At 52.9% G+C, this 12,247-nt stretch carries 12 protein-coding genes; 7 read left to right on the top strand and 5 right to left on the bottom strand.

The window, feature by feature from the left end; genetic code table 11:
• Positions 1-262 precede the first annotated feature (262 nt).
• Complete coding sequence (gene dat / locus KVT34_RS17650) at positions 263-1,102, top strand: D-amino-acid transaminase (protein ID WP_217560120.1); 840 nt, start codon at positions 263-265, stop codon at positions 1,100-1,102.
• A 125-nt stretch (positions 1,103-1,227) separates the two neighbouring features.
• Here dat and KVT34_RS17645 read toward each other — a convergent pair whose 3' ends face one another.
• The gene (locus KVT34_RS17645) at positions 1,228-2,046 is read right to left on the bottom strand and encodes an AAC(3) family N-acetyltransferase (RefSeq protein WP_217560118.1); all 819 of its coding nucleotides are present in this window, start codon (positions 2,044-2,046) and stop codon (positions 1,228-1,230) included.
• A 29-nt stretch (positions 2,047-2,075) separates the two neighbouring features.
• The gene (locus KVT34_RS17640; RefSeq protein ID WP_217560117.1) at positions 2,076-2,918 is read right to left on the bottom strand and encodes a lipoate--protein ligase family protein; all 843 of its coding nucleotides are present in this window, start codon (positions 2,916-2,918) and stop codon (positions 2,076-2,078) included.
• A 337-nt stretch (positions 2,919-3,255) separates the two neighbouring features.
• Between KVT34_RS17640 and KVT34_RS17635 the strand changes: the two genes are divergently transcribed.
• The 3 genes from KVT34_RS17635 to KVT34_RS17625 all read left to right on the top strand — a co-directional run bounded on the left by KVT34_RS17635 (position 3,256) and on the right by KVT34_RS17625 (position 7,508).
• Positions 3,256-5,055, top strand: coding sequence for a DEAD/DEAH box helicase (locus KVT34_RS17635; RefSeq protein WP_217560116.1), 1,800 nt, complete (start codon positions 3,256-3,258; stop codon positions 5,053-5,055).
• On the top strand, positions 5,036-6,322 hold the full coding sequence (locus KVT34_RS17630; protein ID WP_217560115.1) for a YqhG family protein: 1,287 nt from the start codon (positions 5,036-5,038) through the stop codon (positions 6,320-6,322). Before KVT34_RS17635 ends, KVT34_RS17630 begins: the two co-directional genes overlap by 20 nt.
• Before the next feature lie 115 nt (positions 6,323-6,437).
• Positions 6,438-7,508 carry a hypothetical protein gene (locus KVT34_RS17625; RefSeq protein ID WP_217560114.1) on the top strand — a complete coding sequence of 357 codons (1,071 nt, stop codon included), beginning with the start codon at positions 6,438-6,440 and terminating at the stop codon, positions 7,506-7,508.
• Positions 7,509-7,583: 75 nt separating this feature from the next.
• Here KVT34_RS17625 and KVT34_RS17620 read toward each other — a convergent pair whose 3' ends face one another.
• Positions 7,584-7,784 carry a YqzE family protein gene (locus KVT34_RS17620; protein WP_217560113.1) on the bottom strand — a complete coding sequence of 67 codons (201 nt, stop codon included), beginning with the start codon at positions 7,782-7,784 and terminating at the stop codon, positions 7,584-7,586.
• Between the two features lie 282 nt (positions 7,785-8,066).
• Between KVT34_RS17620 and KVT34_RS17615 the strand changes: the two genes are divergently transcribed.
• Positions 8,067-8,477, top strand: coding sequence for a YjdF family protein (locus KVT34_RS17615; RefSeq protein WP_217560112.1), 411 nt, complete (start codon positions 8,067-8,069; stop codon positions 8,475-8,477).
• A gap of 78 nt (positions 8,478-8,555) precedes the next feature.
• On the opposite strand, the gene KVT34_RS17610 is transcribed toward KVT34_RS17615, so the two are convergent.
• A complete protein-coding gene (locus KVT34_RS17610) occupies positions 8,556-9,209 on the bottom strand; it encodes a Bax inhibitor-1/YccA family protein (RefSeq protein ID WP_254634937.1) in 654 nt (217 codons plus the stop codon).
• A 501-nt stretch (positions 9,210-9,710) separates the two neighbouring features.
• Complete coding sequence (locus KVT34_RS17605; RefSeq protein ID WP_217560111.1) at positions 9,711-10,418, bottom strand: GNAT family N-acetyltransferase; 708 nt, start codon at positions 10,416-10,418, stop codon at positions 9,711-9,713.
• Positions 10,419-10,776: 358 nt separating this feature from the next.
• Between KVT34_RS17605 and KVT34_RS17600 the strand changes: the two genes are divergently transcribed.
• Positions 10,777-11,355, top strand: a complete 579-nt coding sequence (locus KVT34_RS17600) for a TetR/AcrR family transcriptional regulator (RefSeq protein WP_217560110.1) — start codon at positions 10,777-10,779, stop codon at positions 11,353-11,355.
• A 58-nt stretch (positions 11,356-11,413) separates the two neighbouring features.
• A complete protein-coding gene (locus KVT34_RS17595) occupies positions 11,414-12,220 on the top strand; it encodes a CPBP family intramembrane glutamic endopeptidase (RefSeq protein WP_217560109.1) in 807 nt (268 codons plus the stop codon).
• The last annotated feature ends 27 nt before the right edge of the window (positions 12,221-12,247 follow it).

Here is a 12,247-nt window from a genome sequence, read left to right as displayed (position 1 = left end):
CGCAGGTAATTTTTTGTAAAAAAATCGCTGCAGCCGATCTCCGTGCATACATACCACCGGCCCATTTGTGTAAGACATTCTTTCCCCTATATACTATAAACAGATCCGCCTAAAAAAGAAACGGACGTTCGCCAGTTGGGTAATTTTTCGTATTAATCCCTACATACATTTACTTTTAATCGGCTGCGCCCGGACACGCTTGCCAATACAAGCGCTTATTTTGGCATCACAAAGAAAGATCACTTAAAGGAGAATTTACCCGATGATGCTTTTCGGAAATCAACTTGTACCGGACGAAGAAGTCCGCATTTCTCCCCTTGACCGGGGCTATTATTTCGGAGACGGCGTCTACGAAGTGTTCCGTATTTACGACGGCCGGCTATTTGAAGTACAGGGGCATATGGAACGTTTCAGCCGCAGCATGGCCGAAGTCCGGATTAGCCTTCCTTATCCGCTCGAAGAGCTGGAGGATCTGCTGAACCGGCTCACGGAGGCTGCCGGCATCCCCGACGGCCTCACTTACGTTCAGATCACGCGAGGCGCCGCTCCTCGTTCTCATCCCTTTCCGGCTGCGGCGGAGCCGGTCGTGACGGGCTGGTGCTCCCCGTTTTTGCGTCCGCTGAAAGATCTGGAAAGCGGGATTTCCGCCATCGTCCGGGAAGATATCCGCTGGCACCGGTGCGACATCAAATCGCTGAACCTGCTTCCGAATGTGCTGCTGAAGCAGGAGGCTCTTGACGGCCGGGCGGGCGAAGTTATTTTCAGCCGCGGCGGCGTCATCACCGAAGCGAGCGCGTCCAACGTGATGATCGTCAAAGACGGGGTCGTCAAGACTCATCCCGCCGATCATCATATCCTGCGGGGCGTCACCCGTTCGCTTGTTCTCCGGCTCGCCGAAGGTCTGGGCATCGCCGTGCGTGAAGAAGCGTTCCGGGAAGAGGAACTCGCCTCGGCCGATGAAGTCTTCATTACCAGCACAGGCTCCGAGGTTATGCCGGTCGTGCTGGTAGACAGTCGGCCCGTCGGAGACGGCAAGCCCGGTCCCGTTACCCGACGGCTCCAGCAGGCCTTCGAGGCGTCGATACCGGCCGGAAGCCGCTGAACCCGCGGGCAGTAAAGAAGGCCTCCAAACCGCACTCTAGAGTGGGTTTGGAGGCCTTTTTTCTACCGCGCCAGCCTCACACCGCCGCATACGGGAGCAGCCAAGCAGCGGTCGCCCTCTTTTCGCTACCGGTGCAGGCTCATCCATGCCACCGCGTAATCGACAAGCGGACGCTGCGGCATCAAAGCCGCCTCGGCCGAGCCTACTTTTCCGCGGATGACCGGCGAATTCCGGACTTCGAAATCCGCGCCCGCCCGCTCGAAATCGTCCGAGTCGATTCCCACATCCGGAAACTCTACCCATTGACGGACGCCTTCTCCATCAAGAACAGGCGCCCCGTTCGTGACTTCCTTCTTCGACGCATACTCCGCCCGGTATTCCGCCAAATGGATGGACGTGTTGGAACCGTGACCGACGCCCAGCAGCAGCACATGACCGTCCAGCTCATACAGACGGGCAAGCGGGGAACCCTCTCCGAGCCCGTAAGCCAGGGAGTGGCTGCCGGTCAGTTTCTGCGCCTGCGGTCCGATCGCCGCAAACGAAACCTGAGGGTGGCTGCTGCGCATAACCCCCGGGTAGGTTCTGAACGCTTCCGGCAAGGCTCCCATAAAAAACGTCCGGGTCTCCTCCGCTTTATAAGCCGGCATCGTGCTGCGGATCACGTCCCACCACTCCTCCGGCACGGGCGGGTTGCTCCACGCCGACGGCTCCGACAAGTCGCCGCTGTGTGTGGGCATCATCAGTGTCCCTTGACTGCCCAATGCGTCCCGGAGAGCGGCTATGACCGCCTGTGTGCCGCCGCAGACCCATCCTAGGGAACTTAGAGAGGAATGAACCAAAAGAGTCATCCCCTCTTTCACACCGAGTCTTCTAAGATCTTCCGCAAGGCTTTCCGCCGTATGCGGCCGTTTCCCCGTCCGTTCTATAATCGTTTCGATCGCCATGATACATCCACCTCATCCCGAAATTACCGCTACCGTTTCAAATTCCATTCGTCGGAACTGTATTTTTCCCGTGCCAGCTCTTCCGCAAGCTCCAGTTCGTACGGAGTCAATGCTCCGTTTTCAAGCTCAATACCCATGCCTTCGGCCACACCGGCGCGGAATGCGGTTTCCACGTCCCCGAGTGTCACGGGTGCAAGCCCGGCGCTTCGGAGCAAATCGTTAATCGCGACCGCTTTCTGCACAAAGCTCTGCTTCATCCGCTCCGCAATCCGCTCGTTGGAGAAAAGCAGCAGGCCGAACAACTGCTCGACATCGAGTTCCAGCAAAATAGACCCGTGCTGAAGCACGACATTCTTCTGCCTAACCTGCGCGCTTCCGGCGACTTTGCGGCCTTCCACGACAAGCTCGTACCAAGAAGGAGAGTCGAAGCAGGCTGCCGAACCGAGCGATTCGTACTTCCGCTTCTCTTCTTCAGTTGCCAGATTCACCATCTCGGCCGCCAGCCCCAGCTTCCGGAATCCTAACAGCAGCCCCTCGCTGAGAACCCGGTAAGCTTCCGTTACGCTCGTCGGGATTCCCGGATACCGCTCGGAGACTATGATGCTGTATGTAAGCTCGGCATCGTGCAGAACCGCCCGGCCGCCCGTCGGACGGCGTACGAAACCGAGGCCTTGGCCTGCGACTTTGTCCAGATCGATCTCCTTCTGCGCCTTCTGAAAATAACCGATGGAGAGAGCCGCCGGCCCCCAGCCGTAAAAACGGACCGTCGGAGGAACCCTGCCTTCACTGTGCGCAATGAGAATCGCTTCGTCGATCGCCATGTTTTCAGCCGCCGACCGGTTGCCTGTATGCATATAACGCCATGTTGTCATGTTCTTCTTCCCTTCTTATCAAGAACGGCAGGCGCGGAAAGCCCGGCCCGCCCGTATCGGTTTTACGTGCACGTTCATTCCTTTATCATAGCACAGGAGCGCTTCCGATAACATTCGATAGAGCTTCCGGCTAGGATGCCTGGGGCGGCAAGAGCCGAAGGAAACCCGGCAGTACGGCCGCGTTATGAAACCTCATTCTTTGGATCATACTAATTACAAAGTTGCAGATTTCATAAACAGGACCGCTAATAAGGCAGCAGCAAGCGGATGACGGGCAGACGGGACGGGAAACGGCGCCCTGGATACGGCCCATTTTCGAGAAGGAGGCAGAGCCTAGATGAACAACCAGACAACGGAGCACATCCGCCCGATTCATGAAGGGCTGAGCATGCATACGGATCGGGAATGGTTTCTGGACTGGGAGTCGCGTGTCGTCCGCAACGGCCCCTGGGATAATTGGACCTTGTACCAGCTTGCTTACGAGGCGGAAAAGTCGAGCCTGATCCACTCCTTCGACGAGCTGTTATGCCTGAAGCATGTGAACGGGATCGAGCCCATGAGCCATCAGATCGATACGGCCAAGAAAGTGCTGTACGACATGCGCGGGCGGGCTATTCTCGCCGACGAAGTCGGACTCGGCAAAACGATCGAAGCCGGACTTATTTTAAAAGAATATATGATACGCGGACTTGTACGCAAAGCGCTCATTCTGGTACCCGCCTCGCTTGTCCTGCAATGGGTCCGGGAGCTGAATCAGAAATTCGGGATCGCGGCATCCGCCCAGAAAAAATCGTACATGTGGCAGACGTGCGACGTGATTGTCGCTTCCATGGACACCGCCAAACGGGACCCGCACCGGGAGATCGTGCTCGGTCTGGATTACGACATGCTTATCGTGGACGAAGCCCATAAACTCAAAAACAAAAAAACAACGAATTACCAGTTCGTCGGCGAGCTGCGTAAAAAATATTGCCTGCTGCTGACCGCTACGCCCGTACAGAACGATCTTAAAGAACTGTACAATCTGATTAACCTTCTGAAGCCGGGGCAGCTCGGGGCGCAGACGAACTTTCAAGCCAACTTTGTCATGGCCAAAAGAATGCCGAAAAACGAAGGCATTCTCCAGCAGGAGCTTTCCAAAATTATGATCCGCAACCGGCGCGGCGACGGAAATGTCGAGTTCAAAAAGCGAATCGTGAAAAACATCACGCTGACGCTTTCTCCCGAGGAACAGGCGCTTTACGACGGTGTCACGGATTTTATCCGCAGCCAGTATGAACAAAATCAAGGCCAACCGAGCAATACGCTGGCGCTTGTCACCCTTCAAAGAGAAGTCTGCAGCTCCCGGGACGCTGTTTTTATAACCTTGGTCAACATGTTCAAAAAAACGGAAGAAAACTCTCCGATCCGGGCCAAAATATGGGAACTGGTCGAACGCATTCGCAGCATTCAAGCCAATACGAAAGCCGAAACCGTCTTGAATCTGATTCGGGAGATCAATGACAAAGTCATTATTTTTACCGAATACCGGGCGTCCCAGGAGTATTTGTTGAACTATTTAAGAGAGAACAAAATTACGGCCGTTCCCTATCGCGGGGGAATGAACCGGGGCAAAAAAGATTGGATGATGGACCTTTTCCGTACCCGTGCCCAAGTGCTTGTCGCAACCGAGGCCGGCGGCGAGGGAATCAATCTCCAGTTCTGCCATCACATGATCAATTTCGATTTGCCCTGGAATCCCATGCGGGTGGAGCAGCGGATCGGACGGGTTCACCGGCTGGGCCAGACGGACGACGTAAGAATCTACAACCTCTCTACCCGCAATACGATCGAAGAGCATATTTTGAATCTGCTGCACGAAAAAATAAACATGTTCGAGCTGGTCATCGGCGAACTCGATTCGATTCTGGAACGTCTGGAAAAAAAATCGGCCTCGCTGGAAAGCTCACTATTCAAAATGATGATGGAATCTAGTTCCGATGAAGAAATGCGCCGTCAGATCGACCGGCTTGGAGATTCGCTTACCGGCATCCGGGAGGAGCTTGAGCCGGAAAACGAAAGGAAAGCCAAAATCGGTTCCATACTCAGCGCCATCGGGCAGAATGTCGGGGTGAACCATGAATACCGCCCAGGTTGAACGCTTTGTTATGCGGTTTCTGGAAGCGTACAACTGCCGCATTATCGAGAAAACGAAACACGCCGTCATCGTAAACCTCTCTCCGGAGGCGGATAAAGAACTCACCGGCCGCTCCTACTATTGGAGCTTCGTCGAGCGCACCGGAGTCGAGCCCGAAACGATGACCTACCGTTTCGTTTTCGATCCGGAAGGGGACGCGGCAGCCGCAGCGGCGGCTCGGCCCGTACCGGACGGGCCCAGGAACGGGCCGCTCGGGGGCGCCGGGCCTCAGCCTGGCGCAGCGGATCGCCAGGCGCAAGGGGCTACCGGGCCGGGCAATAGCCCCCAGGGCGGCCTCGCGGCAGGCGCGGCTGGTTCGGCGAGCCCGGGGGCTGCCGCCGGCGCCGTTACCGCGGCACCGGGCGCTGCGGGCGGCGTAGGCCAGGCGGCCGGGGGCGGCACTGTTCCCGCGGACAGCAGCGGGACACCGCCGAGCCCGCCGGGCACGCCCGCGGCAGGCGCAGCAGGTCCGGCGGCACCTGCCGGCACCGTCCCGGGAGGTGCCGCTCCCGCGGCCGGAAGCGGCGGAAGTCCGCCCGAAGCGATCCGCTCCGCGGACAGCATCCTCGGGCGGTACTTCGGCACGGCCCCCGCTCCGCCGATCGGCCGCGTCCCCCGCGACGAGGTTACCTTCGGCAGCCGCCGCCTGCAGCAGCTCTTCGCGACGGCCTTGAACAACGGCCGGTTTACCCGGCTGTTCGAAGTTCCGCCGCAAGCTCCCGGCAGTCCTCTGCCGGGTCGCTCCGCTCCCCTCACCTACTGCAGCTGGATGAATGTGAACTACAAGGTGGAGTACGCCTGCGATATGAAACGCAGCGAAGTTCATTCCTTGGCCATTCAAATGACGACGGGAGAAATCCGCGAAGAGTTTCATCCCTCCATGCTGACGAGGAAGCTCGCACCGAAACTCCCGGCCAACATTCATCTGCTCGGCGATAATTTGACCCTGTCGAGGGCCGCCTCGATCCTGGAAGATTACCTGGAGCAGAAAATCCGCCGCACCGACCACCGCTGGGCGGACCGTGCCAACCAGGTGCTGGCCGAGGAGCATCAGCTCGTCCGCTTGTATTACGAAGGCATGCTCTCGGCAGCCGAACCTGAAGCCCGTGAAGAGCTGGAAATCCGCTATGCGGCCCGGCAGGCTGAGGTGGATTGGCAATACCGGCCGAGAGTCCACGTATCCGTCATCAATTGCGGATTATTTCACTTAAGGGCGGAAGAAAGGTAAAGATGCGACGAAAGTCGCTAAAAGTTCCTATGGGCCGGCCTACACGTTTTAACAAACTTTTTACAAGGATTCCCTTACACTAGATTTATAGAATGAACGGCAGGCAGGTGAACAAATGAACCGCACAGCTGTATGGACGGCAGCGCTTCTGGCGCTCGTTGTCTGGCTCGCTGCCGGGCCCCCTTCGTTCTCGCAGGGCGAATCCCTCCTCCCTCAAGATGCTCAAGATTCCCTCGCCGGCTCGGCAACACGCATGAAGCCGGAAACCGGACGAGCGTCTTTGGATAAGAGGTACACGATCCTGCCCGGAACAAGACCCGCCGAAGTTCTCGCGGATTTTACGGCAAATGAACCGTCAGATACTTCCGGAGCGCCCGATACCGTACTGAACGAACACATCGTACGTTGGATCGGTACTCTTGCCGGTCAGAAAGGCTTCGAGGGCTGGAAACGCGCCAAATGGACGGTCGCTCCTCTCGGACCGGGTACGCACGGCTGGATCGTCCTGCTGACGGTTAGCGGCCGCGAGACAGGCTATCTGATCGTTTCCGCCGCCGAAAACGGCACCCTGCAGCTCATCGAATACGGAACAGGCGAACATCCCCTGTTCAGCACCCGCACGCTGTACCGCACCTTGGTGCAGCACGCCATCATTCCTACATCGATGTCCTATCAAGCTTGGCTGGACTCCATGGAAACAAGGCTGCGCCGTCTTTATACGGATGCCTTCCATGCGGTATGGACCGTCCCGTCCGGGAACAATCGTATCCTCGTCGATGCCAAAACCGGCGAAATCCGGACCTTCCAGAATTATTCGCCCGCAAGTGATTCCGGTTTGCTCGGGCTGCATGGCGCAGCCTTTGAACATACACCCGGAACGCCGATTGAGGTCACGCCGTCCGATCCTTATGAAGAGATCGCCTGGCTGACCCGAAAAGCGCTCCCTATCCGTTCCTATGAAGAATTGACGCCCTACCTTGGGGCCGGCAAGTCCCTGACTTTCGTCTGTGAATGTTTCGGGGGCAGACTTACGCTGCCGCTTCCCGTAACCGGCGCCTTGCGCTGGACCGGCGGTGCCGCTTTTATCGCCTTCGAGCAGGAAGGCAGACGCTTTGTTCTCCTGGACGAAGCGGTTTCACTCGGACAGTTTTACCCGACTGACGGTATCTCCTCCTCTTTCCCATAGAAAAGCTTCCCCGGGTCCCGGAACGGTTTACCGTTTCCGCCGTGAACCTGAGGAAGCTTCTTTTTTGCAGAACATTCAGTCTTTGCTCCGGCGCCTTAAGGCCTTTATGATCATGGAGACGGACAAGGGAATCATCCCGAACCAGTGGACCGACCAGCTTTCTCTGGTTTCTTTGTGTCTGACGCGCGCTTCTTTTCGCACTTGTCTTGGAGTTTCTATATAGTGAACCACTTGTTCCGTAATATATTTCACGAGATCTTCTCCGCCTTTTGCCATTTCTCAGTCCTTCTCCTTTCCGCTATAAGAACGCAATTTCTTTACCCTTAGTATTTCCCGGCCCCCCCTGAAGTAAAACTGAACATGCGCGCACATTCCCGATCATGTCTCTTTCCAATCGCTCCCTCCCCTCCTATAATAAAAAGTGGAGCGTAAAATCACAGTCCGGTTGGTAGTCCGGATGCATGCTTTAGATTTAAGCCTGATTAAATCTGTTAACATGTCGTAGCCTTCCCCCTCGGGATGTCCCGCGCTCTGTTTATTCAAACGGAGGGGAAAAACATGAAATTGACGGTTTTTTACGACGGGCAGTACTGGATCGGAATTGCAGAGGACGAAAGAAACGGCAGGTTGCTTGCAGCCAGACACATTTTCGGAACGGAGCCCCTCGACGGGGAAGTGCTGGACTTTGTTTTGCACGATCTGCTTCGCTTGCTTGAAAATGTCGGCAAAGGCGTTCGTACCGCTCCCACGACCGAACGGAAAGTAAATCCGAAGCGGCTCGCGAGGCTGGCTTCCAGAGAGCTAGCGCAAAAGGGTCCTTCCACGATGGCACAGGCAGCCATCCAAGCGGATCTCGAATACCGCAAGAAAGTGCGGAAAACGTTATCCCGGGAAGAACGCGAGGCAGACGCGGCCCGCAAGCGCGAGATTGTCCGTCAGAAAGCCAAAGACAAACACCGGGGCCGCTGAGAAGCGGCGCACCAAAAAAACCGACTGACGCTTGGGGGCGTCAGCCGGTTTTTTGATTATCCTGTAAGTCGGGCTTCATCAATCGCGGCTAATGCCGACAATCGAAGCGATGAAGCGCAGAATGTACAGGAACAGGTTAATAAAATCGAGATACAAATTCATTGCGGCGAGCGGTACTTCTTCCGCTGCCACGCCTTCGCGGTATTGAGCGACATCATAGAGTACCCAGCCGCTGAAGATCAGAATGCCGCCAACGGACAGGAGCAGATTCAGCGTAGAACCGAAGTTGACGAACAGAGAAAGCACGCCCATCAGTACGAGGCCGATCGTTGCCGCGAACAGGAAGCCTCCCAGGAAACTGAAGTCCTTCTCGGAACGGGCCGCGTACCAGGCAAGTCCCCCGAATATAACGGCAGTAGCCAGAAATGCCCCGGACACGAGGTTGGCACCGATCATCGAACCGTACGCCATAATAACCGGGTACATGGTTACGCCCGAGATAGCCGTAAAGGCATACAGGAACCCGTAGCCGATGTTTTTGCCGCGCATCCGGAATATAATGGCCGCCACGATCATCACGAGCTCAACGACAATAAACAGCGGGATAATCGACGGCGGTACAATCATGGCGCCCACCAGCATGCCCACGAACGAGATCAGCAGAGAAAGCGCAAATGTCCGCAAGATGTGAGAAAGCGATCCTTGATGGGAATACGTCATCGTTCTTTCCAATTTACAACACACTCCTTTTTAAATACTACCCATTTTCCACATATTTATAAATGATTATACGAAAGAGGTCAGGCATTCGTTTCATTTTTAAAGAAGGATTTTTAAATAAAAACAAAAAAGCCACCTGCTCAAGTTGACCGGTAGCCAGTGGCTTTCCCGTATGGCTGATGCGGTCGAGAGGACTCGAACCTCCACGGCTGTTGTATCACTAAGCCCTTCGCGTTTCGAAGATCACTTCCCGGAATTGTTTTGATGGTCCGTCGAGCAGTGCTGTCGCAGTATTCTTTAGGTGTTTATCGAAGAATGCCACCGAGTATGCATTGATGATTTCATGCGCTTTTCCCCCGATCGGACCACCCAGTCCAAATTTCGAAGAAATCGGGGATATACGGGTTAGGTCAGTTAAGTCGGCGTGGAACATCCCGGGCACCTGCACGAAGTAGCCATCTCCCGGCAAAGTATTATAGCCCTTCAAGATTCCATACGTGTAATCTCCACGCCTTAGTTCACATGCAAATCCATTCCGTACTGTCTCAGTTTCAACTTTCTCGCTACAGCTTGAGAGGCAAGATTATTCCATGCGGTGCTGTATAAAGCAATCCTCCCCTGGTTTTGTATCTCGACTGCCCAGGCTGTCGCTGCCTCCATACCGTAGGCTCTGCCGCGGAAATCCCGAGCGGTGTGTAAACTCGCTTCAGCAGCAAAAGATGAGCTTCTAGCACTGCTGCACAAGGACACGGCGGCTTGATCTTGAACAACTGCAAAAACAGGCTGCCCGTAGATAACATCGTTGACGAAATCAGAAAAATACGGTTCTAAAAGTTCTATGTTCATCTGCGTGATTTTTATCGCTTGTGTCGAGCGACCTCTCCTATCAGGGAATACATAAGCAGGCCCCAGATACACATGATCGACCGGTCTCTCCTTACTTAAAATACGTATAATATCTGCCATATTCACTCTATTTGGAGCATCCGACCAAGGTGCTTTTTCGACAAACTGTTCCAATTCATTTTTAACGTCTTCAGCCAGTGTTTTATGGTACCTTATAACATTACCTTGTGCTGTGATACCCACGAAAAACCGAGGTGCGCTCTTAACACCAGGTTCGTTTATGGCGGTCATGCGCCCAATCGCATTATGCTTAAATAGGACGTTTACTTGAGTTTCCATAAGTTCATAGTCAGTCTGTAGAAATGGATTATTCAATTTAATACCCCTTATACGGGGAAACACGCTGGTTTGTGGGCTAGTAGGCGCTATCCCCTGCGAAAAGTTTTGCCCGAATTAGTGTGTTCTTCATCAGACCACTCCCATTGAAATTCATTCCCTGTACCTGCAAAAATCCCCTCGGCAAAATAAACAGGAAATGATTTGAACAGTATAATTCGGATAATTTTACCTGTCAAATAAAGCCCCATGCCTTCGCCTGGCTGTCTTGACATTAGACTACAAGATAGAAGTTACATGGCTTGACTAATTTTTTTCAGAATGCTAACCTGATTTTAGACTTGCAAGTCAGTTTTTTTTGTGATTCGAAAAATTTACAGTGAAAGGTAGATCCCATTTGAGTAAAGAGAGAATTATTAAAGCTGCCATTGAGGTGTTTTCTGAGAATGAATATCACCGTGCAAGCATGGATGAAATTGCCCTCCGTGCACAGGTAGCCAAAGGCACTTTATATTACAATTTCCCAGGAAAATCCCAGTTATTTAAAACGGTTGTCAAGCGTACCTTTGAGGACTTTATTCGGCGAATTGAGGCTGACCTACAATCTTCAATCCCGCTCAAGGATAAAATCCAGCAAACAATTCGCCACCACCTTGATTTGTTTCTGGAATCCCGCCATTTGTCGCATATTTTATTCAATGATATTTCCAACGGGTTTGAGGAAGACGTCCTGGATGAATTAAAACTACTCAGAGAGGAACATCTCAACTTTTTGGCAACTATTTTGGAAGAAGGAAAATGCGATGAAAATTATCTCCGTGATCTGGACTCGCACATAGCTGCGGTCGGCATGATCGGTACACTGGAGAGCACTTCGAAGTACTTTCTTAGCCATCAAAATAAATATTCCCGCGATGACTTGGAACGTCAAGTCTTTACGATGATTACCATGAGCCTGTTTAATTCGATCGAATAGCAAGTTCAAGATTTGCAACATCCACCGTTAAATAACACAATCAGGAGTTATACCTATTATGGTCATCAATAATAAATCGTCAAACCACTCTCCTTGGATCTTTTTCTCACTGGTGTTCATTCTCGCAATTCCTTTCTGGTTTTTTGGGCTGGTAACTCAACAGCTTCTGCAGAAAGAAATCCCCATAAATCTTCCCATAAGTGCGCTTATGTTTGTTTGTCCGATGATTGCGGCGTTGATCCTTGTCTATAGAAAGAATGGGCCAGGCGGCATAAAACAATTATTAAGTAAAACTTTTAATAGAAAGATCAAGAGAAAGATCTGGTTTGCGCCCATCTTTTTCATGGAGCCTGTTATTATGTTTTTGGCCTATGGATTCATGAGATTAACGGATGGGTCTATCCCTGAATTGCATGTTTCCCTATTAAATATACTGGCCTTGTTCTTCGTGTTTTTAATCGCAGGAATATGTGAGGAGATCGGTTGGCAAGGATACGCCTATGACACGTTAGAGAATCGGTGGAATGCAATAGGTGCCAGTATCATGTTAGGGGTTGTATGGCAAATATGGCATATCATCCCCCATCTTCAACTCCACCCGCCGGAATGGATATTGTGGCAATGTGCGGGTTCCGTTTTGCTAAGAGTCCTGATCGTTTGGGTATACAAAAATACGGGAAAAAATGTACTAGCAACAGCCGTATTTCATACTATGAATAACGTTTGTTCGTTTTTGCTTCCCAATTACGATTCAACTATCGCCCCATTCTCGATGTTTATCGTCACAACATTTGTAGTTGTAATCGTTACATTATTATGGGGTTCTAAAACATTAGCTCAATATAGATTCATACATAATCGGTAACATAATGAATCAAAAAGGGGGAGTAAT

Origin of the sequence: Paenibacillus sp. GbtcB18, from assembly GCF_019091125.1 — a bacterium.
Lineage (GTDB): Bacteria > Bacillota > Bacilli > Paenibacillales > NBRC-103111 > Paenibacillus_F > Paenibacillus_F chitinolyticus.
This window is presented reverse-complemented; position numbering and strand designations above follow the sequence as displayed.

What these genes read in the sequence shown, in the direction of transcription:
- dat (WP_217560120.1), top strand. Translation starts at nt 263, where the DNA reads ATGATGCTTTTCGGAAATCAACTTGTACCGGACGAAGAAGTCCGCATT.
- KVT34_RS17645 (WP_217560118.1), bottom strand. Translation starts at nt 2,046, where the DNA reads ATGGCGATCGAAACGATTATAGAACGGACGGGGAAACGGCCGCATACG.
- KVT34_RS17640 (WP_217560117.1), bottom strand. Translation starts at nt 2,918, where the DNA reads ATGACAACATGGCGTTATATGCATACAGGCAACCGGTCGGCGGCTGAA.
- KVT34_RS17635 (WP_217560116.1), top strand. Translation starts at nt 3,256, where the DNA reads ATGAACAACCAGACAACGGAGCACATCCGCCCGATTCATGAAGGGCTG.
- KVT34_RS17630 (WP_217560115.1), top strand. Translation starts at nt 5,036, where the DNA reads ATGAATACCGCCCAGGTTGAACGCTTTGTTATGCGGTTTCTGGAAGCG.
- KVT34_RS17625 (WP_217560114.1), top strand. Translation starts at nt 6,438, where the DNA reads ATGAACCGCACAGCTGTATGGACGGCAGCGCTTCTGGCGCTCGTTGTC.
- KVT34_RS17620 (WP_217560113.1), bottom strand. Translation starts at nt 7,784, where the DNA reads ATGGCAAAAGGCGGAGAAGATCTCGTGAAATATATTACGGAACAAGTG.
- KVT34_RS17615 (WP_217560112.1), top strand. Translation starts at nt 8,067, where the DNA reads ATGAAATTGACGGTTTTTTACGACGGGCAGTACTGGATCGGAATTGCA.
- KVT34_RS17595 (WP_217560109.1), top strand. Translation starts at nt 11,414, where the DNA reads ATGGTCATCAATAATAAATCGTCAAACCACTCTCCTTGGATCTTTTTC.